Source organism: Salmonirosea aquatica, from assembly GCF_009296315.1.
GTDB classification, from domain to species: Bacteria; Bacteroidota; Bacteroidia; order Cytophagales; family Spirosomataceae; genus Salmonirosea; species Salmonirosea aquatica.
In genome coordinates, this window is record NZ_WHLY01000002.1 from 5,001,131 (window position 1) to 5,022,804 (window position 21,674).

Annotated in this window: 22 protein-coding genes; 7 read left to right on the forward strand and 15 right to left on the reverse strand. The window is 50.9% G+C overall.

Annotation, left to right across the window (positions count from 1 at the left end; translation table 11 throughout):
- The first annotated feature begins 69 nt into the window (after positions 1-69).
- The 3 genes from GBK04_RS21765 (at position 70) to GBK04_RS21775 (ending at position 1,387) form a co-directional block, all read left to right on the forward strand.
- Complete coding sequence (locus tag GBK04_RS21765; protein ID WP_152763358.1) at positions 70-456, forward strand: hypothetical protein; 387 nt, start codon at positions 70-72, stop codon at positions 454-456.
- Positions 457-760: 304 nt separating this feature from the next.
- Positions 761-928: an HNH endonuclease gene (locus GBK04_RS21770; RefSeq protein ID WP_373331476.1), complete on the forward strand. Its 168-nt coding sequence runs from the start codon at positions 761-763 to the stop codon at positions 926-928.
- A 9-nt stretch (positions 929-937) separates the two neighbouring features.
- On the forward strand, positions 938-1,387 hold the full coding sequence (locus tag GBK04_RS21775) for an SMI1/KNR4 family protein (protein WP_152763360.1): 450 nt from the start codon (positions 938-940) through the stop codon (positions 1,385-1,387).
- Between the two features lie 106 nt (positions 1,388-1,493).
- On the opposite strand, the gene GBK04_RS21780 is transcribed toward GBK04_RS21775, so the two are convergent.
- Both GBK04_RS21780 and GBK04_RS21785 read right to left on the reverse strand, forming a co-directional pair.
- On the reverse strand, positions 1,494-1,784 hold the full coding sequence (locus GBK04_RS21780) for a P-loop NTPase family protein (RefSeq protein ID WP_152763362.1): 291 nt from the start codon (positions 1,782-1,784) through the stop codon (positions 1,494-1,496).
- Positions 1,785-1,820: 36 nt separating this feature from the next.
- Positions 1,821-3,323, reverse strand: coding sequence for a pyridoxal phosphate-dependent decarboxylase family protein (locus GBK04_RS21785; protein WP_152763364.1), 1,503 nt, complete (start codon positions 3,321-3,323; stop codon positions 1,821-1,823).
- Between the two features lie 346 nt (positions 3,324-3,669).
- Between GBK04_RS21785 and GBK04_RS21790 the strand changes: the two genes are divergently transcribed.
- A complete protein-coding gene (locus GBK04_RS21790) occupies positions 3,670-4,968 on the forward strand; it encodes a spondin domain-containing protein (protein ID WP_152763366.1) in 1,299 nt (432 codons plus the stop codon).
- Positions 4,969-5,053: 85 nt separating this feature from the next.
- Positions 5,054-5,914 (forward strand): helix-turn-helix domain-containing protein, encoded by an 861-nt coding sequence (locus tag GBK04_RS21795; RefSeq protein WP_152763368.1) that lies wholly within the window; start codon positions 5,054-5,056, stop codon positions 5,912-5,914.
- Between the two features lie 135 nt (positions 5,915-6,049).
- On the opposite strand, the gene GBK04_RS21800 is transcribed toward GBK04_RS21795, so the two are convergent.
- Complete coding sequence (locus tag GBK04_RS21800; protein ID WP_152763369.1) at positions 6,050-6,604, reverse strand: dihydrofolate reductase family protein; 555 nt, start codon at positions 6,602-6,604, stop codon at positions 6,050-6,052.
- A 425-nt stretch (positions 6,605-7,029) separates the two neighbouring features.
- Between GBK04_RS21800 and GBK04_RS21805 the strand changes: the two genes are divergently transcribed.
- Entirely contained in the window at positions 7,030-7,362 is a 333-nt protein-coding gene (locus tag GBK04_RS21805) for a hypothetical protein (RefSeq protein ID WP_152763370.1), read from the forward strand.
- 376 nt (positions 7,363-7,738) lie between these two features.
- On the forward strand, positions 7,739-8,809 hold the full coding sequence (locus tag GBK04_RS21810; protein WP_152763372.1) for an XRE family transcriptional regulator: 1,071 nt from the start codon (positions 7,739-7,741) through the stop codon (positions 8,807-8,809).
- A 54-nt stretch (positions 8,810-8,863) separates the two neighbouring features.
- On the opposite strand, the gene GBK04_RS21815 is transcribed toward GBK04_RS21810, so the two are convergent.
- From GBK04_RS21815 to GBK04_RS21865, 12 genes are all read right to left on the reverse strand, one after another.
- Positions 8,864-9,388 (reverse strand): hypothetical protein, encoded by a 525-nt coding sequence (locus GBK04_RS21815; protein WP_152763373.1) that lies wholly within the window; start codon positions 9,386-9,388, stop codon positions 8,864-8,866.
- A gap of 211 nt (positions 9,389-9,599) precedes the next feature.
- Positions 9,600-11,261: a glycoside hydrolase family 140 protein gene (locus GBK04_RS21820; RefSeq protein WP_152763375.1), complete on the reverse strand. Its 1,662-nt coding sequence runs from the start codon at positions 11,259-11,261 to the stop codon at positions 9,600-9,602.
- Between the two features lie 49 nt (positions 11,262-11,310).
- Positions 11,311-12,228, reverse strand: a complete 918-nt coding sequence (locus GBK04_RS21825) for a DUF4886 domain-containing protein (RefSeq protein ID WP_152763376.1) — start codon at positions 12,226-12,228, stop codon at positions 11,311-11,313.
- A 116-nt stretch (positions 12,229-12,344) separates the two neighbouring features.
- Entirely contained in the window at positions 12,345-13,358 is a 1,014-nt protein-coding gene (locus GBK04_RS21830) for a 2-hydroxyacid dehydrogenase (RefSeq protein ID WP_152763378.1), read from the reverse strand.
- A 52-nt stretch (positions 13,359-13,410) separates the two neighbouring features.
- Entirely contained in the window at positions 13,411-13,887 is a 477-nt protein-coding gene (locus GBK04_RS21835; protein ID WP_373331199.1) for a chemotaxis protein CheB, read from the reverse strand.
- A 91-nt stretch (positions 13,888-13,978) separates the two neighbouring features.
- The gene (locus tag GBK04_RS30910) at positions 13,979-14,239 is read right to left on the reverse strand and encodes a CheR family methyltransferase (RefSeq protein WP_373331477.1); all 261 of its coding nucleotides are present in this window, start codon (positions 14,237-14,239) and stop codon (positions 13,979-13,981) included.
- Positions 14,170-14,790 carry a CheR family methyltransferase gene (locus tag GBK04_RS21840; RefSeq protein WP_373331200.1) on the reverse strand — a complete coding sequence of 207 codons (621 nt, stop codon included), beginning with the start codon at positions 14,788-14,790 and terminating at the stop codon, positions 14,170-14,172. Before GBK04_RS21840 ends, GBK04_RS30910 begins: the two co-directional genes overlap by 70 nt.
- Entirely contained in the window at positions 14,777-15,175 is a 399-nt protein-coding gene (locus tag GBK04_RS21845) for a response regulator (RefSeq protein WP_152763379.1), read from the reverse strand. Before GBK04_RS21845 ends, GBK04_RS21840 begins: the two co-directional genes overlap by 14 nt.
- Positions 15,176-15,186: 11 nt before the next feature.
- A complete protein-coding gene (locus GBK04_RS21850) occupies positions 15,187-18,771 on the reverse strand; it encodes a response regulator (RefSeq protein WP_152763381.1) in 3,585 nt (1,194 codons plus the stop codon).
- A 12-nt stretch (positions 18,772-18,783) separates the two neighbouring features.
- On the reverse strand, positions 18,784-18,999 hold the full coding sequence (locus GBK04_RS30915; RefSeq protein ID WP_373331201.1) for an ATP-binding protein: 216 nt from the start codon (positions 18,997-18,999) through the stop codon (positions 18,784-18,786).
- Between the two features lie 139 nt (positions 19,000-19,138).
- Positions 19,139-20,047, reverse strand: coding sequence for a sensor histidine kinase (locus GBK04_RS21860; RefSeq protein ID WP_152763384.1), 909 nt, complete (start codon positions 20,045-20,047; stop codon positions 19,139-19,141).
- Positions 20,048-20,232: 185 nt separating this feature from the next.
- The gene (locus GBK04_RS21865; RefSeq protein WP_152763385.1) at positions 20,233-21,579 is read right to left on the reverse strand and encodes an MFS transporter; all 1,347 of its coding nucleotides are present in this window, start codon (positions 21,577-21,579) and stop codon (positions 20,233-20,235) included.
- Positions 21,580-21,674: the final 95 nt, after the last annotated feature.

Here is a 21,674-nt window from a genome sequence, read left to right on the forward strand (position 1 = left end):
AAGCGTGTTTTAATGCCTGAGTCTTTTAGGCCAGGGATTCGATTTAGGACATTTTCTAAATAAAATGTCATGAATTTAGAGCAAAGGGTTATTAATAAAATTTTCAAGAGTTACATTGGTAGTTCGATTGAATACCATGCAGGAGGTTATTTTGTAAGAAAGAAAGCAGCTTATTTGATTTTTGAGTCTAACAATACGGTTTATTATCTGGAGAAGGAGGAAGGCTTGCATCCAAATGATAATAGATATGATAAGCTGGCTGAAAACCTACGAGATGCCAAATTATTTGAGTTTTTTAGTGTGAATTCTCATATTTTGTCATTCTCAAATTCGGAAGTAAAGGCATTGATACTTCCCTCAATATTTATTGAAAATCTAGATCATCAAAGCTTAACCGAACTGCTGATCGATTGGGGAAACAACAATACCCAAATTTATCATTATGTCTATGGGTAATTGTCAGTAAACCAAGGATAACCCCTCGTTGTGCGGAGTAAAAGTAACTATACAAACAAAGGGTAATAGGAATGCAAATTTTAGGGCGGCAGATGCTGAAATGGGTATTAATAGACTTGTTGCATTGCTGATTATAAGGTAGTTAAATAAAATCCGCACCTATTTGCCGATCTCAAAAAATACGTAGTAGAGACCATGAAGCACATTTAGTCGGTTATCAGGTCAGTTTGACAGAAATTTCCAGTCTATCGAACTCATTGGCATCTATTTAACTTACTGATTTATAGTATTTTGACTTTTATTAATTCAGTGCAACAACTCTAATTTTAGATATAGAGATGAAAACAAAATAACATGGCATCATGTAGAGGATACAAAAACAATGGTATTAATTCCTACTGATATTCATGATCAGGTAAAACACACCGGAGGAATAGGGGTTTATAAAAACAACATATCACTAGACGAATAATTAAATACTATGGAATTTCTGAAAAAATTTGACATGATTTTCACCCCTAGAATTATTGCATTTGAAGAAAAGAATAAATTTAAGCTCCCTGATGATTATTTCAGTTTTTTAAAAAACTATAACGGTGGTTATCCAACAAGAGATAAGTTTAATATTAGTGATTCCCAAGGGATAGATATTTTGGATGTTTTTCATGGCTTAGATGTTAAACCTCGTTTTTCAAATTTAGACTACTTAGTTGATAATTATACAGATAGGTTTATACGTCATATTATTCCTATAGGACATGACGCTGGTGGCAACTATGTTTGTCTAAATGTAAATCAAGGCAATGATTATGGAAAGGTTTATTTCTATGATCATGAAGTAGAAAACAAGGACGAAAATGGAAACCTTACCTGGGATAATCTATATCTGATTGCTGATAGTTTCGCAGATTTTTTAGAGAAATTATATTGATAATGTAAGCCCTAGTTGTACCCCGCAGTCGCTCGGCTCTCTGCCGAAGGTACCCCCCGAACATTTTCTCGCAGAATGGAATTTGCGGGATTCTGGCCTATGTTTACTACTGGTGAAATTTCCGCTCCTTCTCTCTTTTAATTTCTTCCGACAAGCGGAAAGCTTCCTCAACCAATTCGTCTGGGTACCCATTCAATGCCAGAATTCGAATGGCATTGGTGGTGGTGAGGCTGCCGGGTTTCAGCTTATAATCGAATGTGATCTGATCGTTCTCGATAACTTCCGTAAAGTGGTACAGCCCGAAGGAAGTTTTCAGGTACTCCGCCAGTTCCAGATCGTGGGTCGAGACCACGACAAAGTTATTGGTGTGCTGTCGGGTGGAAACACCCGACAACAAGGATATAAGTTGGCGTTGAGGCAGACAGCTTACGTTTTACATACGAATGAGCTTTTCCCCGATCTCTTTCAGCTTCGCAAGCACGATATCGATGTCTTCCGGTGTCGTTCGGTGGGAGCAGACCGACAGCCGGATGATCACCCGCCCCCGGATCCGGCTCGTCATGATAAAGGCAACCCCACTGCGTTGAATTTCGTCGGCTATTTGCTGGTTGAGTTGGTCCAGGTAGTCGTTTAGTGTTTCGGGATCGTCCCATCGCTGACGCAAATCCCGGGGAGCATACCGAAAACAGTACATGAGCAGGTTCGGTTTGTGCAGGGGTTCAAAGTCTTTATCCCGACGGACACACGCATCCAGATACTCCACGCACCGTATGTTTTGGGACAGCAAATTCCTGTATCCTTCGGCGCCGTAGTGTTTGAGGGACATCCAGACTTTCAGGGCGCGAAACCCGCGCGACATTTGCGGACCGTAGTCCAGGTACCAGAGGCCAGTGTAGTCCGAGGGCAGCGTGCCCCGTAGGTAGGGTGCGGTGAGGGAGAATGCCCGCCTGAGTTTTTCGGGATAACGCACGAGTACGCACCCGCATTCGTAGGGAATATACAGCCATTTGTGCGGATCGAGCGTGACGGAGTCGGCCAATTCAAGGCCCTGGTACTGGGGTCTTTTTTCGGGCAGCATGGCCCCGACGGCTCCACAGGCCCCGTCGGCGTGAAACCAAATGCCCCTTTGCCGACAGATTTCGGCAATTTCGACCAGCGGATCGATGGCCCCGACGTTGATAGAGCCTACTTGCCCCACCACACAAAACGGTACATCGCCTTGGGCAATATCCTCATCCAGTTTCTGTTCCAGATCCTGCGTGTCCATGGTAAAGTCTTCCCGGCTTTTGACCAGCCGGATGGACTCCCGGCCCAAATTCAGAAGATCCGCCGCCCTGACGATGGAAATATGCCCTTCGTGATCGGACATATACACGGTGAAGCGACCGGAAAACGCTTTATTCTGTAGTCCTTTGACTGTCGTGTCATAGGGAGCGATATTCCGCAGGGCCGTTTGGAGCGCGGTGAAATTAGCCATGGTACCCCCACTGGTAAACAGCCCGCCGCAGTCGGTCGGGTAGTGGATGAGTTCGGCCATCCAGGCAATGGTCTGACGTTCTATTTCGGTAGCCGCCGGGGCGGGTTTCCAGCCGCCGGTGTTCATGTTCACGGAGGCAGCCAGGGCCTCGGCCAGGGTACCTATCATCGTGCCCGACCCGTTTACAAAACCAAAGTAACGCGGCGAACCCAGGTGCGTCGTATAGGGAAGCACCTTCGATTGCCATTCGTCCAGGATATGCTGCGGGTCTTGTCCTGTTTCCGGAAGGTTTTCTCTGAAGACTTCCTCCACTTCGACGGAGGTACTGTTTGGGAACACCGGCAATTCCCGAATCGAGGCATAGTAGTCCGTGATCATGTCGACGGAGCGATAGCCCAGCTTCCGGAACTCCTCCGGGTCAAGATCCAGGCTCTCAAAGGGTTCAGGATTCGTATCCATGGGAGTGAGAGAAAGAATAGGGAAGTACAACCAATACCTGAATCTACCGATTGGATTTTGAATGTACAAATATTCCAGGCCAGGGTACCAACCCGAAATACGCCACGACGATACATTTGATGTTTTCACCCAAGCCGTCATTTTTGAGGGCGCTGCTCCTTGGCCGGAAAAAAACAGGCAACTGCTGTTATTTTGCTATAAAACATTCATTGCATCCCCAAGTCGGGCGGTATAGGCAAGTAATCGGGAAATACGGGCATTTATCCATATTTCCCGGCCGCCTACATTTGTTTCATACAATCATTACAAGGAAACAGGGTTGTTTCCTGCAAACTATGAGACAATTATGAAACACCGCACACAGATTTTTTATCGGACAGTTTTGGCTTTATCGCCCGTATTTTTTTTCGCCTGTACCGATCATGACCCAGTGATCATGGATCAGAAGTCGACGATCAGCATCGAAAATGTGTTGGATTCCCGGCCCCTGGTTGAGTCCGGAACGTTTCAGGGAACAGGTACACCGCCCGTTATTCTTCCCGGGCAGTCAGTAACGATCAAATTCTCAGCGGCAAAAGGGGAAGCACTGTCTTTTGCCACCATGTATGGCTGGTCCAATGACTTGTTTTTCGCGCCCGCCAATCCGGGTATTATGGTGTATGACGGGGCAGGGGTACCTATAGAAGGTGATGTTTCTTCCCAGATCAGGCTTTGGGACAATGGTACGCGTATCAACCAGATGCCCGGCGCGGCAGTAACCCACCCGGGCACCGCGGAGGTGAAAAATATCACGGAGGTCAAGGGTACTGACGCCCAGGGTAATACGTATCTGGCAGCTTCGGCCCTGATGCAGGCGACTTTGAAATATGATGGCAATTCGTACTTCACCCTGACGCTGAAGAACACTTCCGGCGGAACGGCCAACGAAACACCCTTCAGTCCCGGGGTATGGTCGGTTTCTTATATCGTGGGGGGCAATTTACTGAGCCCGGCCCCTCTCTATTCAGAAGGTATGCCCACCGCCAACGGATTGACCTCGATTGCTGAAATGGGGGATAATATGCCGCTGAGTGCTTACGTTACCTCCCAGACGGGCATCTTTACACCGCTTTCGCCCATACTGGTCGTCGTATACAACGGCATCGATAACCCGATTTTCAAAGTGGGCGAAAACGATCGGGGAGAAGGCCTTAAAAGACTGGCCCAGCAGGGGAATGCGACGGACCTGGCTGCCTCTTTGAAAACAAAACCGGGGGTTAAGAGCGTCTATATTCTTGCCGCACCAACGAGCACGGTACTGCTTCCGAAGATCAACGGCGCACCGGGCAGCAGCGTGTCCCAGGAGCTTTCGGTTAAAAGTGGCGACCGCCTTGCCATTGCAACCATGTACGGATTTTCCAATGACTGGTTTTTTACCAATATAGATAACGGGGTAGATGCAACGCAAAAAGGAGACATTTCATCGAGTATCAAGCTGTATGACGACGGAACGGCGCTGGACCAGTTCCCGGGAGCCGGTATTACACAGTTTAATTTGGCAGGTACCCCGCTGGTCGAAAGTAAGCCCATTGCGCCGGTACCTAATCCGAATCCGTTCACGACGCTTCCAGCCATTACTGATTTTATAAAAGTGACTATCCAATAAACGAGGAAACCCATAAAACCCATAGCCATGCATGGCCCTTTAAAAAGGCTCATGCATGGTGTATGGTTTTTAACCCATACACAGTATGAAGTGGCAATTTGAAAACCGGATGACGAATGGGCAGTTTAAGGTGAGCGTTGGCGAAACCACGCTGAAGGGCGACGGCCTTCTGAACGGAAGTAAGGAATTACTGTCTACCATTGTCCTTAATCCGGGCCCGGATCAGCAGGTTGTAATCGATAAAATCACGCATACCTTTCCTTCGGGTTCAATCCTGCCGCTTGTTTCTAACCAGCATTTTTTGTTTGACAATCCGCAAAGCTTGATTGCCTGGCAGTTCAACCGGAGCTTTTACTGCATAGCCGATCACGATGCGGAAGTGGGGTGTGTGGGTTTTTTGTTTTACGGCATTCAGAACCCGCTTTTTATTGCGCTGTCAGAACAGGAAATGGAAGGGTTTTCCATTATTCAAACCATGTGTGTGGAAGATATGTCGATCAAAGACAAGATGCAGGGCGAAATGCTGCGTACACTTTTGAAGCGGCTGATCATCAAAGTAACCCGGATTGCCAAAAGACAAACCGAAAATTACGACTGCTTCACCGAAGAGAAAATGGATGTAATCCGTAAGTTCAATCTGCTCGTAGAAGTCAATTATCGCTCGCAACACGAGGTACAGTTTTATGCCCAGGCCATGAACAAATCACCCAAAACGCTTACCAATATCTTCGGGTTATGCAATTATCCGTCTCCCTCCAAGCTGATCCAAAGAAGGATTATCGCGGAGGCCAAGCGTTATTTGTATTTCACCAACAAATCGGCCAAAGAAATTGCCTGTGAGCTTGGTTTTACGAGTATGGCCCATTTCAGCCGTTTTTTTAAACTGCATGCGGGTATGAACTTTTCAGAATTCAGGAATCAGCAGTTGCTTACGCTTGAAAAATAATCCAAATCAACCCTCCGGTTATCAGATACATCAGGCTGAAATAACGCATCAAGGATGGGTTATTTTAAAGGGTACCATCCGTCACGAATTCCGTGTACGGTTTTTCTTGATCCTAAGTTTGGTACACGCAATCGGTCAATCATTTTTTGTCGGCTTATAGTATAGAATAACGGCACCACCCGTAAAGGTTTGGGTTCGTATGAGGGTAAGAATCGTGCTGTCATGTATGTTTTCGAATAAGGGTAACCCGCCGCCTGCTATGACCGGGTGAACACAAAGTTGGAGTTCATCCAGCAAATTGAGTTTCATCAACTGTATGATTAAACTCCGACTGCCGACAAAAATATTTTTACCCGCTTGCTGTTTGAGTTCTGAAATTTCTGCTTCAAGGGTACGGTTGGCCAACGTGGCACTTTCCCAGGCTACGTCTTTCAGCGTGTGGGAAAAAACCATTTTTGGTACGTTGTCCATGATCGACGCAAATTCGTCCATGGTTTGGTTGCCGGTAGGGTTTTCTACCACCGTTTGCCAGTATTGCATAAGTTGGTAGGTTATCCGCCCGTACAGAATGGTACCTGCGTTCCTTAACAAATCTGCGTAATGGTGATGTATTTCTTCGTCAGGAGTTATGGCGGTATGGTCGCAAAACCCATCAAGTGTCATGTTGATGGCTCCAATTAGCTTTCTCATTTTATTCTGTTTTGATCAATTGTCTGTTTTCATTTTGGGCGAATCAAGTTTGCACAGTCGTCATAGTACGATGGCAAACGAGTAGCAGTCCAACTGCGAAAGATAAGGTACCCTGTGGAATGATATACCTCCAATAAATCATATTTCAGGACTTGAGGAGACTCAGGTCACAGTGGTGGCATATGCCACACAATACATTAGGAGTCAATGCAGACCATGGATTTAGGAATATAATTCTAATTTCGCCTGAACTTACTGTTCACATAATCAGATTGTTGTAAATAATACAACTTTTAATGAATAAATATATACAACTTATAACGAAAAAATATTTATACTTGCAGAGTAAATAACTGCTAATGGCAGACGAGGTGTTGTTATCAGATTATAATCATCTTATCATAAAACTTTAACTATACACATTTATGGACACTAATTTACAGTGGGACTACGATAGTTCCAAAGAGCCAAATCAACCATCAAGTCTGCGCCATCAACGTTCAGTTCAAGAGGTATTTGAAGTTGAACTGGCAGAAGAACTTCCAGTATTTGCTAGTATCATAGAGGCAGCATTTAATGAAGGACTATCAGAATTGGCAAGACGCCCTCCTATCTATCAGAACAGGATTTCAAAAGCAAACAAAATCAATGAGTTGACCAAAGGCATGCTTTTTGAGCGATTCCCAGATGAAATGAAAGAGGATTCGGATCGTTTTTACTTCGTTAAAGGGGGTATAGGCTGTACTTCAAAAAATTGAAATCCTTTAAGCCCATGAATATTACAACTGTGCGGTCTAGGCGGATACTAAATCAGTATCAGCTGCCATTCAATAATGATACGCCAGTAGAAATTTTCATTGGGTACTTACCGAACACAGCATGGGACGAGATTAAAAAGATATGTGCAGTTTACATTTCACTTGGAAACGTAGTATGGATTACAGATTTGAGGCGTCTAGGTGGATCTGGACATGTGCAGACTAACCTGTTCCCAATAACGCCAAACGATGACGCACCATTAATTGTACAACCAAAAGAAAATAGGCGGGACAATCAGGCCAACTCGGCTAGTTAAGCATTTAGCACTAGCGAGTTGCGTCTACTTTTCAACGGCCATCATAGAGACGCACTTTTATGGAAAAATTTAATTTTAAGATTTTGCCTATTGCAAGGGAAGCACGTGGGCTAACCCAGGCCGAGTTGACAAAACTGATCCCTAATTTAAGCCAGGGAAACTATTCACGAATGGAGAAGGGATTACTTGCTGTCCCTGAGGATACATGGCATGAAATTGCCAAGAAACTTAACTTTTTACCTAGTTTTTTTACTCATGAAAAGCCAATAAGGGACCAAGCTGAATATTACTACAGAAAGCGAGCTTCAATGCCCAGGAAGTTGCAAATAAAACTTGAAGCGACTTTTGATATCCTCAGGGTTTGGATTGAAGGATTATTGCAAGACGTTGATGTTCCAGAGTTTAAATTACCCCCTATTGAAGTAAAAGGAAATAATAGCCCAGAGGAGATTGCCCGTAAGGTTAGAGCATTGATGGGTTTACAGAGAGGGCCAATAGACAATCTTGTACGTGCAATCGAAAGGCACGGAATTATGGTGTATTTTTTAAAGAATGCGCCTGAGAAATTTGATGGTACTACAATAGTTACCCAATCTGGACAGCGCATCATAGTAATAAATGATTCTTTGTCTAATGACCGTAAGCGCTATACTATTGCGCATGAGTTTGGGCATAACGTTATGCATCTTCCGTTTTCTCCAATTCTTGACCCTGACAGAGATGTAGAAAGGGAAGCTGACAGTTTTGCTTCTGAATTTTTAATGCCTGAACTAGATATCCGAAGAGACTTGATAAACTTTCGCTTTTCCAAGCTTGGTGACTTGAAAGCCTTTTGGAAAGTTTCTAAGGCTTCCTTGATTCGAAGAGCTTATGATCTGAAACATGTTGATAAGACTAAGTATACTAATATGATGATCGAGCTTAGCAGAGCGGGTGAACGGAAAGTAGAGAGAAATGACGTTAATTTGGATTCCCCTGCTTTGCTACAACTCATTACTGCAACCTATATAAATGAACTTGGCTACACTCGTGAAGAATTATCAAACATTATTAGTATAAGTAGTGAAGACTTTGATTTCTTCCTACTAGGTAAAGAACCCAATAGGGCTAAATTTAAAATTGTTATCTAAAGCTCCCGCAGTCGCTTGGCTCTTTTGCCGATCTGCGAGTTCCCTAACCTACCCTTAAATTTCATTAGTAGGAGAAACTTTCTCCACCACGAGGGGCCGTTTGGAGAGGGGGGAAGCTTCTAGGTACACCCAATCGTTTTCTTGCAGTTGGTCGTATAGTTTCTCGCTAACCTGTACCTGCCCAATTTTCTTGCTGAATTCCCAATCCAGGGTGAGGGTAAAGATGCTCGCGGAGCCGTTGGAATCCTGGTAGGCAATTTTTTTAGCGATTCTGGCCTGGCCGGTATGTTTCAGGCCATGCGCCAGAATCCGGTTGGTCTTGGTGATGAAAAAATAGCGAAACAGAAACACACACAACCCCACGAAGACACAGAACCCGAGGCTAACCCAAATCGTGGCCCCGGAGGTGAAAACCTTATAGGAAATAAAGGCGATAGCGGCCGCAATGAGGAAGTTCATCCAGGGGCTGATCTTCATTTTCTTTTCTTCAAAAAAAGCCCGGTCTTCGGCCGTGAGGGGTACAATTTGGGCGGGTACGTGCTGGCCACCACGATAGTCGTGCGTTGGGTTGGGTTCCATTCCTGAGGCAATTTAGGGTTTACAGACAAGAAAGTAACGATAAAATCAGCAGGCAGCCAAACCCGGGAATAGACTTTTCGTGAACGGGTAGTGCCTGACAATGTGTCCTTTACTATAATTTCCAGTCCGCAAATTTCCTCTCATCCGTCCCGCTGCTGATTTTGCATACACCCGGCCTGCGATTCACAGAACCTATCTTTTTCGCACAACCTTACTTCCTCTGCAACACCAGCACCCGATCACCATCGTCGGGCGAAGCGTCGCTCGGCGAGGCGTCGCCCGGCGAAGCCGCTTGCAGTACCCCCTGCTTCACCGAAAGGGTAGCCGGCGCGTAGGTATTTTTCGCCGGATCGAACCACTGCCCCTGATACGAAATACCTGACAGATTGAAGAGTTTTACCGTCGCGGGCCGGGGTACATACGCCAGAATCGTACTGCGGTCGTCGGAACGTACCACGGAGATGAATTCACCCGCTTCCTTATTTTCGACCAGCAGTTCCGGCGCGGGTTTGAGTTGCCACCAGGGGTACTTCCGCATGAACTCGGCCAGGTACCCTATCTGCACGCTGCCGGGGAGTTTGATGCTTTCGTCCCAAGGGCGCAGAATGGGCGGCTTGCCGTGGTTTTCGATTTCTTCGCCGGGCCGTATCCACGGCCAGATGCCGTTGGCGCCGTAGGTAATGCCCGCCACGGGCGTAGAAAAGACGCTCCAGTAGCTGGCGTTGCGGATATCGGCAGCGTCGGCGTCTTTGTTGATATCTTCGTAGACGGGTTCGAGGTTGATGAACACTTTGGGGGGTAGGTACGACCACTCCTGGGCTATGGGACCTTCCGTGATCCATTTTTGGGTGTTGGGGGTAGCGTTGTGGCCGGTCTGAAAGCCCAGAATATCTACCCAGTCTTCGTGGGCGTACTGCTTGCCTACCCACGAGCGGCCCTGCGGGTGCAGCGCCACGACGCCCGGCGGTCGGGCGTTCCCGTTCTCCCCGCCAAATACGGCGCGGCCGATGTTCTTCCAGCGTTGCTCATACTCGTCGATGTACTTGCCGTCGCCACCCAGAAACCAGATCACGTGATGGCCCCCGTAGCGGGCCACCATGTATTTGGCCAGCAGAATGGCCTCCGGCTCGGGGAGGTGGTAGCCGGGACTAAGCTCCCGCCCTGCCCCGGTGGGTAACGCCCATAGCAGCACGGGCGCAGCCACCAACCCGTGGGCGTTGATTTCATCCACCTTTTTGTCCAGCAACTGGAAAAACTCCGGGCTGAGGCTGATGCGTCCACTGCCGGTAAAAGCTACCTGTCCCCGGCTGTTCTTCGAGCCGCCACGCCACTGTGTAGTCACGAACTGGATCACGTTGTAATGGTTGGCCGCGCGGTCTTTGAGGTAGGTATCCCATTCGGCATCAGTCGATTTGAGGGCCCCGTTCCAGGCCGTGCAGGCGGTGTAGAAGAAGGGGGTACCATCCGCGTGGGTGAGGTGGTAGGTACCCTGCGGGTGCATGATGGTACCCTTGGTGTAAATATCGTACGGACTGGCCTTGTCCACGCAGGTGAAGGTACCCTTCTGCCCGTGAAGCCCGGCATTGGTTTGGTCGGAGCATTCGGTGGCGTAGGTCCAGGTACCTACCTCGTCGGGCGCGAAGCGGACCCGCCAGGAGGTACCCCCATCCCAGAAACCCAAAACGGTTTTGACTCTTCCCGAGGGTGAGGTAAACCGGACGCTGAATTTCTGGACATTATACAAAGGGTTTTCGTAGGTCTTGTCGCTCTGGAATGCCTGTTCGTACTTCATCCAACGGCCCGTCTGGGCGTGGAGCAGAGCGGGCTGGGCAATTAGATAAAGCAACACGAGGAGAGAAACCAGGGCGCGCATGGGTTTGGGTAGGTAGGGTGAAAAGGCAATCAACTAAGAATCTTGCCGGTCAATGTTTTTTGGCTTCCAGCAGGGTGGCGTCGGCCACTTTTTTGAGATGAGTGGCGAAATCTCCGGGTACCTCCTGGGGGAAAAAATTGACTTTGAGCGGCGATTCGCCGAACAGAAAACCGTACCATACCAGTCCGCCCAGGTAGCAGCCCGCCTCGTTGGCGTGGTGCGAATCGAAGCCCAGTTTTTTGTCATTGGTCCAGCGGTAGCCCGCGTGCAGCGAGTGGGTTTGGTCGGGCAGGGCAGGGTACCTGGGCGTTGCGTAGTCGAATTGGGTGTCTCGGTGGTAGCCCCACTGGCGGTCCGCGCTGTTTTTCCAGAAAGCATCGCCCACCGGAATCAGGGTCGTGTTCAGCTTATCGGCTATTGTGTGGTAGGCACTTCGAGATTTCTCCCACATTTCCTGCTCGGAACTCGCCAATTTTTCTTCCGAAGTCTGTCCGAAGCCGTCGGCATCGGCGCGGTAGGCCCAGGTCTGGTGGAATACGATTTTGGCCTGGGGTTGCAGGGCCTTGATGTAGGCGTAAAGTTTGGAAGCGTAGGGCTCGTAGGTAGCCGGATCGGCCGAGAGCATGGAATATTGCTGCAGGGTGATGATGTCCCAGGTACCTTCGGCCAGCAGCATTTTCAGTGATTTGCCTTTATAGGGCTTGCCTTTGGGATCGAGGGAGTCAGCTTCGGCGGCAGCGGCGTGCTCCCAGTGCCGCTGGAGCGAGCAGCCGCCCAGCTCGGCCCGCTGGATCACCAGCGGATGGCCTCCTTCGGCCGCCATCTGGGGTAGGTAGCGGGTGGCGTTTTGAGAAAAGCTGTTGCCAATCAGGAAAAGGTGCAGCGTATCCGACGATTGGGCAAAGGTACCCCACGCCAGCAGGCACAGCAGAATAGAACAACTGAATTTTTTCAGGAAAAGCGTCATAGGGTTCGGTTTGTGGCTTTGGCAAATCATAAAAACGGCTGATTTGCCGGGTTCTACCGATGCCCGGATGATATTTCTGAAAATGAGCAGACTCATTTCAATCACTACCAGTAAAGTTACCTGCCCGTGACCTGGCCGTGCACCACCGTATTGGCCTCTATAAATTCTCCCCGTTCGTAGTTTGTAAGGTTGGTCAGTGTAATCCGGGCGATTTCGGTGAGGGCCTCCTCGGTAAAGAAACCCTGGTGGGAGGTAATGAGTACGTTGGGGAAGCTGATGAGCCGCATCAGGGCGTCATCCGTGATGATTTCTTCGGATAAATCCTGGAAGAAAAAATCGGTTTCCTGCTCGTACACATCGATGCCCAGGTACCCTACTTTGCGGTGCTTCAGGGCGTGCAGTATCGCTTTGGTATCGATCAGTGCCCCCCGGCTGGTGTTGATGAGCATGACGCCCTCCTTCATCTGGCGTAAGGTACCGGCGTTGATCAGGTGGTGGTTTTCGGGCGTGAGCGGGCAGTGCAACGACACGATGTCCGACTGGCTCAACACTTCTTCAATGGTTGCGTAGGTGACGCCCTGCTGCGCCAGAGCTTCATTGGGGTAGGGGTCGTAGGCCAGTACCCGGCAGCCGAACCCCTGCATGATGGTACAAAAGACCTGCCCGATTTTCCCCGTTCCGATTACGCCCACCGTCTTTTTGTATAAGTCAAACCCTTCCAGCCGATCCAGCGCGAAATTTCCCTCCCGCACCCGGTTGTAGGCTTTGTGGATTTTGCGGTTTAGAGTCAGAATCAGGGCCACGGCGTGTTCGGCCACAGCATGGGGTGAGTAGGCAGGTACCCTCACTACAATCAGGCCGAGTTCCTGCGCCGCGTCGATATCGACGTGGTTGTAGCCCGCACAGCGCAGGGCAATCAGTTTCACGCCGTTTTCGGCCAGTAGGGTCAGTACCGGGCGGTCGAGCTGGTCGTTGACGAAGGCGCATACCGCATCATAACCACCAGCCAGAGGAGCCGACCGAAGATCCAGGCGATTTTCAAAGTAGGTGAGTTCTTGCTTGTATTCTGATGCGTAGCGGTCGAAGTAGTGACGATCGTAGGGTTTGGTACTGAATAGGGCGGTTTTCATGGATGTGTTGCAGTAGGGTGAGGGGAATTTTTCAGGGCCGGTAGGTCCGATATTACTGGATTCTCAGCAGCTTTTGTAAAAGTCCGGGTATCTCCGCCGCGGGTAGGACACTATCGACCGGAGTCAGAGCCAGGGCCTGCTGCGGCATGTAGCCGACATCGGCCGTGGCGGGGTCCTGCACGATGGTGTAGCCACCGGCTTTCCGGATCTTCGCCATTCCGACCGCGCCGTCTGCATTGGCACCGGACAACAGGATGCCGATCACGCGGTCACCAAACGCTTCGGCGACCGACTCGAAGGTAACGTCGATACTGGGGCGACTGTAATGGACTTTTTCGGAGCTGTCGAGTGAGAAAAGATCCGCTCGCTCGATGAGCAGATGGTAGTCGGGCGGAGCCAGGTAGATGGTATTGGGACTGATGATTTCTTTATCCTCCACCTCCCTGACGGGCAGCTTGGTACGGTAGGAGAGGAGGTCCACCAGAATGGAGTCTTTGTCTTTTTTGCGATGCACCACCAGGATTACCACCGCATGGGGGGGGTAGGTAGGTGGGTTACCAAATCCAGGATTACTTCCAGGCTCCCGGCCGAGCCACCGATGACGAGGTACCTTGGCTGATTTATCGCATTTTTCGCCATATTTTTTCTTTGTTTTCGAGTTGTGTGTAGCTGGCGGCAATGGGTGAGAACCGGAGGTTTTCCTTGGAACCCAGTACCAGAAACCCCAGCTTTTCGAGGCTGTTGTCAAATAGGGTCAGGGCTTTATCCTGTAACTCCTTATCGAAATAAATGAGGACGTTGCGGCACAGAATCAACTGGAATTCATTGAAAGAACGGTCCGAAACCAGGTTGTGCGTCGCAACGATCGTATTGGCGCGCAGCCTTTCATCGAACTTGGCCCACTCGTACTGAGCCTGATAATACGAGGAAAAGTCTTTCTTCCCCCCGACTGCAGGTAGTTCTCGGTGTACTGCCTGATGTTGCCGATGGGAAACATACCCCGTTTGATGTTCTCAATCACCGTGGGATTGATATCCGTGGCGTAGAGCAGGGATTTGTGCAACAAATTGGCCTCCTCGAGCATAATGGCCAGCGAGTACACTTCCTCGCCCGTGGAGCAGCCCGCGTGCCAGATGCGGATCAGCGGGTGGGTGGACAGCACGGGTAGTACCTGCTCGCGGAGCGTTTTGAATAGGCTGGGATCACGAAACATTTCGGTGACGTTCACCGTCAATTGCTCCACGACGTGCGGCAGATAGTCGGAATCGTTTTTTACTTTATAGAGCAACTCGGCAAAGCTCGTGAAACGGTCCATCGTCAGCAGCCGGTTCACGCGGCGTTTCAGGGATGCCCGGGCATAGTTGGTGAAGTCATACCCGTAGCGGTGCGAAAGTTCACTTAACAACAGATTCAGATCCTCATCCTGTATCATTCGTATTCCGTATCTGATTTATTGGTGGGGATTTCAGCAATTCGAGCAGCGCATCGATGTCGATGGGCTTCGAATGGTAGGCGTCGGCCCCGGCGGCCAGGCATTTCTCCCGATCGCCGGCCATCGCTTGTGCTGTAACGGCTATCAGCGGAATATGTTTGTAGCGGTCGTCTTGTTTCAGTCGGGGAATTGCCTCGTACCCGTCCATGTCGGGCATCATCATGTCCAGCAAAATGACGTCGACCGTTCCCTGCTGCTCCAGAACCGTATACGCTTCCTTCATCCCCGTAGCCGATAGAACGGAAAACCCCCGGGCTTTCAGCATGGCCGACAGGGCGAAAATATTTCGGGGGTCGTCGTCGACGATTAGAATGGACTTCTTCATAGCGGGTTAGTTTATTGGTACAGCCACACCCGGAGGAGCGAGATGAGTTGATCCACATCCACGGGCTTGGTGATGTAGTCGGATGCTCCGGCCTGGATGCACTTTTCCCGGTCGCCGGTCATGGCTTTGGCGGTGATGGCGATCACGGGCAGCTTCTTGTATTTGGGGTTGGACCTGATCCGGCGGGTGGACTCATAGCCATCCATTTCGGGCATCATCATGTCCATTAGCACCAGATCGATGCTTTTGTGCTTGTCCAGTTGCCTGAGGGCGTCCTTGCCGTCCACGGCGGACACTACGTTCATCTTATAATTCTCGAGCGATTTGGAAAGCGAAAATATGTTGCGCACGTCGTCGTCGGCTACCAGGATGGTTTTTCCTTTCAGTACTTCTTCCAGGTTGCCCAGCCGTTTGAAGCGAGTGGTTTTGGTTTCGGTGCTGTTCACATCCACCAGGTGCAGGAAGAGGGACACCTCGTCGAGGATGCGCTGGTAGGAGTGGGCGGTTTTGACCACGATGGAGTCGGCGTACTGCTTGAGCTTCACCTCTTCGGTAGTCGAGAGATTCTTGCCCGTAAAAATAATGATGGGGATGTTCTCGAAGCCCGGCGTCTGCTTTACTTCTTCCAGAAAGTCGTACGATTGGTTCCCCGTTACGGCCATGTCCAGAATCACGCAGTCCACCTGATCCTGATTGATGGCAATGATTCCCTCCTGCACGGTATGCCTGATTTCCGACACGACATTGTAATTTTCGAGGAAATACGCCAGCGCCTGGGCGTGCTTGGCGTCTTCTTCCACGATCATCACTTTTTTAGGATGCCGGCTCAGGGCTTCTTCGATCTTTGAAAACACGCTGCTCAACTTCTCGAAAGCTACCGGTTTGTCGATGAAGTCGAGGGCACCTTTGGACAGGCTGCGGTGCTTGACCTGGAAGGACGACATCATGTGCACCGGAATATGCCGGGTGGTGGCATCAGCTTTCAGTTCATCCATGACTTCCCAGCCGCTTTTGACGGGCAACTGCACATCGAGCAGAATACCAATCGGCAGGTACCTCCGGGCCAGGTCCAGTCCTTCGTCGCCCCGCACTGCCACCACGCCCTTGTAGCCCTTGTTACGCGTGTAGTCCAGGAGCGATTTGGCAAAATTGGTGTCATCCTCGATCATGAGAATCACCTTGTCGCCGCTGGTGATGGTAGCCCGGTCGTCGGGGATCGAAGCGGGAATGACGCTGCTCAGGTACTCATTGCCTGCCACGGGCTGGGCGGCCTCCCCCGATACGGGTAAGGGATTGGCATCCGGAATATTCATTTTTTCCGGCCGGAAAGCCTGCTGTCTCCGATGCAAGGGTACCATCAGGGTGAATTCGCTGCCCTTACCTACCTCGCTGGTGACTTTGATTTCTCCACCCAGCAGTTTGGCCAGCTCGCGGCTGATGGACAGGCCGAGCCCGGTACCCCCGAACTGCCGGCGCGTGGAGCCGTCGGCCTGCTGGAACGCTTCGAAAATGGTTTTCTGCTTGTTCTCCGGAATGCCGATTCCGGTGTCTTGTATGGTCATGGCGAGGGAAGCGGCTTCCCGGGCCACCGTTACCGAAACCGATCCTTTTTTGGTGAATTTCAGGGCATTGGAAATCAGGTTGCGGAGGATCTGATCCAGCCGGAGCCGGTCCGTTTCCAGGGTACCCGGCACGCCTTCCAGTAAGGTAGCCGTGAACGTAATCCCCTTATCTTTGGCGATGGGCGAAAACAGGGACAGCAGGTCGTTGACCACATCCTGCATTTTTACGTCCGTGTACTCCAGCTGCATCTTGCCGGCCTCGATCTTGGAAAGATCCAGAATTTCGTCAATCAACGTGAGCAGGCCCTTGCCGGAACTTTGAATGACGTTGGCATATTCGATCTGATCTGACGACAGGTTGCTTTCGTGGTTTTCGCTCAGCAGCCGCGACAGCAGCAGAATGGAGTTGAGCGGGGTGCGCAGTTCGTGTGACATATTGGCCAGAAACTCCGACTTGTAGCTGGTACTTTGGGCCAGTTCTTCGGCTTTGGCCTGGATTTCGAGATTGCGCTCCAGAATCAACTCGTTTTTCTCTTCCAGGGTACGGCTCCGCTCTTCGAGTTCCTGGTTGGCCTGTTGAAGCTCTTCCTGCTGTACCCGAAGCTCTTCTTCGGAGGCCTGCAGCTTTTCGGCCTGGGTTTCGAGTTCGGCGTTGATATTCTCCAGTTCGCTGTGCTGGGCTTGTAGTTCCTCCGCCTGCGCCTGGGTTTCTTCCAGCAATTCCTGCACCCGCTCCCGGCTCTGGGCCGAGTTGATGGCGATGCCGACATTCTGGGAAACCGCTTCGAAAAAGGCTTTCACTTTGGGCGAGTAGGCCGTGAGCGAAGCCAATTCGATGACGCCCTTCACCCGGTTATTATACAGGATGGGTATGGCGGTGACCGAACGGGGCTTCACCTGCCCCGAAACAATGCTGAGCGTATAGTCGTCGGGTACGAGCTCGTCGATTTCCATCATCCGGGCCCGTTGGGCGCACTGCCCGGCCAGGCCTTCGCCCAGGGACACCAACGTACGGAGCTGAGTGGCCGTGAGCGCATAGCTGCTTTTCAGTTCGAGGGTACCTTCGCTGTTCAGTATGTAAAATGCTCCGGCCTGACTCCCCGAGTATTCGGTAATGAAGGTCAGGGCGTTCTGCGCTAAGGCTTTTATACTCTGGTCGATGATAATGTTCTCGTTCAGGGAGGCGATGCCCGTCTGCAGCCATTCCTTTTCGGTCAGGGTAGCGAAGGAAGCAGCCAGCGAAGCGGCCATGGTATTCAGCGAGCCCGCAATTCCGCCCAGGGCATCCTTGCCTTGGTCGTCTACCTTGACCTGATAATTGCCTGACGAAATTTGGTCGGCGACGCCCTGTACCATAGTGAGGCGTTCCGATATTTCGCGGTCTTTCTCCTGAAGTACCCGTTGGAGTTGCGTTCGTTTTTCCAGATCGGTGTTGACGCGTGCAAACGATACCCCCGTCACGACAATGGCCAGCAGGGAGGCCAGTACGATCAGGATGGGCGTCAGGGTCGAGAACTGCTTCAGCTTGTCGGTCCGGGAAGCCAGCAGGATCTGTTCCCGCACGGCCATGCGTTCTGCCACGGACTCGATCTGATCCATGGTTTCCCGTCCGGCTTCCAGGTCCGTGACCTCCGTTTTACCCACGCGGTTGTATTTCTGAATGACCTGCTGCAGGATGCTGTACCGCTTATCCGTCAATGTCTTAAGTACGTCGGCGTCGGCGTGCTGCTCGGTATTGTCACTGGTCAGTTCATCCACTTTTCGGCTCGTTTCGAGCGACAGCGCCCGCGCTTCCTGGTAGGGAATCAGATAGCGGCGGTCGCGCGTAAGGAGGTACCCCCGCTGGCCGGCCTCGCCGTCTTTGAGTGCCGAGGTGAGCGTGTTCAGTTCGCTGATGACCAGATTGGTGTGGTTGACCAGGTCGGCGCTGGATAGAAGGTTCCGGATACTGATGTAAGACGCAATGGAACTGACCATCAGCAGCAGGATGGAAATGCCGTAGCCAAGCAGCAGGTTGCGTTTGAATGTCTTCATGTAGGGAGGGAGTTAAGCGGGTGTTTCGTCTGGAACAAAAGTCTTGGACTGCCGGACGGGTAATATGATATTAAACGTGGTACCTTCGTTCGGTTTACTATTTGCGCTGATCAGGCCGTTGTGTTTTTCCACAATTTTCTTGACAATCGCCAGCCCGATTCCCGTGCCTTCGTATTCGTTCTGGGTGTGCAGCCGTTGGAAAATGGCAAAAATTTTGCCGAGGTACATTTCATCAAATCCGATGCCCCGGTCAGCGATGCAAATCCGGATGTACGCTCCCTCGGTGGTCCAGGGAGCAGAAAGGTCGCCCTCGGCGATGTAGCCCCCCCGGATGGTGACCAGTGGGGGGTACCTTTCTGCGAAAATTTCAGGGCATTGCCAATGAGGTTCTGAAACACCTGGCGCATCTGGCCGGGTATGGCCTCGATGGGGGGAGGAATTCAGTCCTGATCACCGCATTTTTTTCCGCGATGGCAATTTCCAGATTCAACAGGGTGTCCTGCAATAATTCGTTGAGGTCAACGGGTTCGAACAGCGTGTGGGCCGAAAGCTTGGAGTAGTTCAGCAGATCGTTGATCAGGTTGCGCATCCGCTCGGCTGAGGCATTGATTTTTTGCGAAAGCTCGGCCGCTTCGCCCAAATCAGCCAGGTACTTCGTTTCCAAAAGCTGCCCGAAGGTGATGATTTTGCGCAGGGGTTCCTGCAGGTCGTGCGACGCTAACGACGCAAACTGGGCCAGTTCGGTGTTGCGGGTTTCCAGTTCTTTGTTGGCCAGGCGCAATTCCCGGGTTCGCTCCTCCACGTGCTCTTCCAGCCGTGCATTCACGTCTTCGACGGCCTCCTGAGCCTGTTTCCTGATTTCAATTTCTTCCTTTAAGGCCTTCTGGACGCGCTGTAATTGTCGGGTTTGATCGTGCAGGCGGCAAAAGGTCTTTACTTTCAACAGCAGCAGGTCCGAATCGAAGGGCTTGGTGATGTAGTCTACTCCACCCGAAGCGTACCCTTTGGTAATGAAGCGCTTGTCCACATTGACCGCCGACAGGAACAGGATGGGAATGTCCCGGGTTTTGCTGTAGCCCGTGATGGTTTCGGCTACTTCGAAGCCGTCCATGCCCGGCATCTGGACATCCAGGATTATCAGGCTGTATTCATTCTTCAGTATTTTTAACAGAGCTTCCTCACCGGAAGCGGCGGTGTCCACCTCGTAGGAATTCAGCTGCAGGAGGGTTCTGAGCGAGAAAAGGTTCTCCTGGGTATCGTCGACAATGAGGATCATGGGTGGGGATGGAAAGCCAGACTCATCAACAGCCCTGCAGGTACCTTACTTAACTGGATCTTTTGCTTCATTTTGCCAGACTTTACAAACCAGAGGGATGTCAGCTGAGACAACATGGCAGGTAGGGGAATATTTGCGGTAAAAGTAAGGATTTTCCTGAAAATGATCGCAGCAAAACACCAAGGTCAGTGTCCAACACTTCCTACAAATCCCGGTTCTCCGGCGACTGCTCCTTTTTTTATTTTGATAAACAAGACCGACAACGCCGCCAAAACCAGCAACAGGCCGGCCAACCGGATGGCATTGACCGGGCTATCCCCCAGCCAGGCTTTGTAGTACATGGGCATGGTGAAGGTTTCCAGCAGCATAGGAATTACGATAAACATATTGAAAATACCCATGTACACGCCCGTCCGCTCGGGCGGGATGCTGCCCGCCAGCATGATGTAGGGGTTGCCCATCATACTGGCCCACGACAATCCTACCCCGAGCATCGGGAGCAGGAGCAGGTACCTGTCGTGCAGGTAGGGTAGGGCCAGCAGACCGATTCCGGCGGACGCCAGGCAAAGCCCGTGGAGGTACTTGGGGCCGTACTGCCGCGCCAGGTAGGCCAGGCCAAAGGCCGAAATGAACGCGACGGCGTTGTAAAAGGCCCCCATCGGCCCGACCCAAATCTCCGCTTTGCGAAACAGCGGACTCTCGGAATCGATGGTACCATAGAGGGTTTGGGAAACGCACTTGGCAATGTACTGCCAGTAGATGAACATCGCGTACCAGCTGAACAGCATCATAGGTGCCATCGTTTTCATAGTCAGGGGCATGTCGCGCAGCGCTTCGAAGATTTCGGCAAAGGTGGAGCGCACACCCGCCGGAGAAGCCCTGATTTTCGCTTTTTCGGCCTCGGTCAGGGGGATTTCCCGGGTGGTTTTTAAAGTCCAAAGAATGGAGGTGATCGAAACCACCGAACCGATGAGGAAAGCCACCAGGGTGGAGGTAGGTATCCGACCAATGCGGCCGGACTCGGATACGGCAAAAAAATTGATGAGCAGGAAAGGAGTCAGGTACGAGAGCGTCTGCCCCAGTCCGGTAAAGGCGCTTTGGGTCAGGAAGCCGAGCGAATGCTGGGTCTTGTCGAGCTTGTCGCTCACGAACGCCCGGTAGGGCTCCTGCGTGATATTGTTGGCCGCATCCAGAATCCACAGAATGCTGGCCGCCATCCACACCGAGCTACTAAACGGCATGATCAGTAGCGACAGGCTGCAAAAAATGGCCCCGATCAGAAAGTAGGGCGTCCGGCGGCCCCAGCGGGTGATGGTCTTGTCGCTCATGGCCCCGATGATGGGCTGTACGATCAGCCCGGTCATGGGGCCCGCCAGCCAGAGCAACGGCAGACTGCTTTCATCGGCGCCCAGGTAGGAGTAAATGGGACTCATGTTGGCCTGTTGCAGGCCAAAACTGTATTGCAGCCCGAAGAAGCCGAAATTCATATTGATGATTTGGCCGAAAGACAGGGCGGGTTTTCTCAAATTCATCGGAATAGGGTTTTTTCCAAAAGTAGTTTGATTTTGGTAAGAGAAGAAATGCCGTTCAGCCCGGTAGGTAAATCCATTTAAAGAAATTCTTTTGC

Coding starts and splice junctions, on each gene's coding strand:
- GBK04_RS21765 (WP_152763358.1), top strand. CDS start 70: ATGAATTTAGAGCAAAGGGTTATTAATAAAATTTTCAAGAGTTACATT.
- GBK04_RS21775 (WP_152763360.1), top strand. CDS start 938: ATGGAATTTCTGAAAAAATTTGACATGATTTTCACCCCTAGAATTATT.
- GBK04_RS21785 (WP_152763364.1), bottom strand. CDS start 3,323: ATGGATACGAATCCTGAACCCTTTGAGAGCCTGGATCTTGACCCGGAG.
- GBK04_RS21790 (WP_152763366.1), top strand. CDS start 3,670: ATGAAACACCGCACACAGATTTTTTATCGGACAGTTTTGGCTTTATCG.
- GBK04_RS21795 (WP_152763368.1), top strand. CDS start 5,054: ATGAAGTGGCAATTTGAAAACCGGATGACGAATGGGCAGTTTAAGGTG.
- GBK04_RS21800 (WP_152763369.1), bottom strand. CDS start 6,604: ATGAGAAAGCTAATTGGAGCCATCAACATGACACTTGATGGGTTTTGC.
- GBK04_RS21805 (WP_152763370.1), top strand. CDS start 7,030: ATGGACACTAATTTACAGTGGGACTACGATAGTTCCAAAGAGCCAAAT.
- GBK04_RS21810 (WP_152763372.1), top strand. CDS start 7,739: ATGGAAAAATTTAATTTTAAGATTTTGCCTATTGCAAGGGAAGCACGT.
- GBK04_RS21815 (WP_152763373.1), bottom strand. CDS start 9,388: ATGGAACCCAACCCAACGCACGACTATCGTGGTGGCCAGCACGTACCC.
- GBK04_RS21820 (WP_152763375.1), bottom strand. CDS start 11,261: ATGCGCGCCCTGGTTTCTCTCCTCGTGTTGCTTTATCTAATTGCCCAG.
- GBK04_RS21825 (WP_152763376.1), bottom strand. CDS start 12,228: ATGACGCTTTTCCTGAAAAAATTCAGTTGTTCTATTCTGCTGTGCCTG.
- GBK04_RS21830 (WP_152763378.1), bottom strand. CDS start 13,358: ATGAAAACCGCCCTATTCAGTACCAAACCCTACGATCGTCACTACTTC.
- GBK04_RS21840 (WP_373331200.1), bottom strand. CDS start 14,790: ATGATACAGGATGAGGATCTGAATCTGTTGTTAAGTGAACTTTCGCAC.
- GBK04_RS21845 (WP_152763379.1), bottom strand. CDS start 15,175: ATGAAGAAGTCCATTCTAATCGTCGACGACGACCCCCGAAATATTTTC.
- GBK04_RS21850 (WP_152763381.1), bottom strand. CDS start 18,771: ATGAAGACATTCAAACGCAACCTGCTGCTTGGCTACGGCATTTCCATC.
- GBK04_RS30915 (WP_373331201.1), bottom strand. CDS start 18,999: ATGTACCTCGGCAAAATTTTTGCCATTTTCCAACGGCTGCACACCCAG.
- GBK04_RS21860 (WP_152763384.1), bottom strand. CDS start 20,047: ATGATCCTCATTGTCGACGATACCCAGGAGAACCTTTTCTCGCTCAGA.
- GBK04_RS21865 (WP_152763385.1), bottom strand. CDS start 21,579: ATGAATTTGAGAAAACCCGCCCTGTCTTTCGGCCAAATCATCAATATG.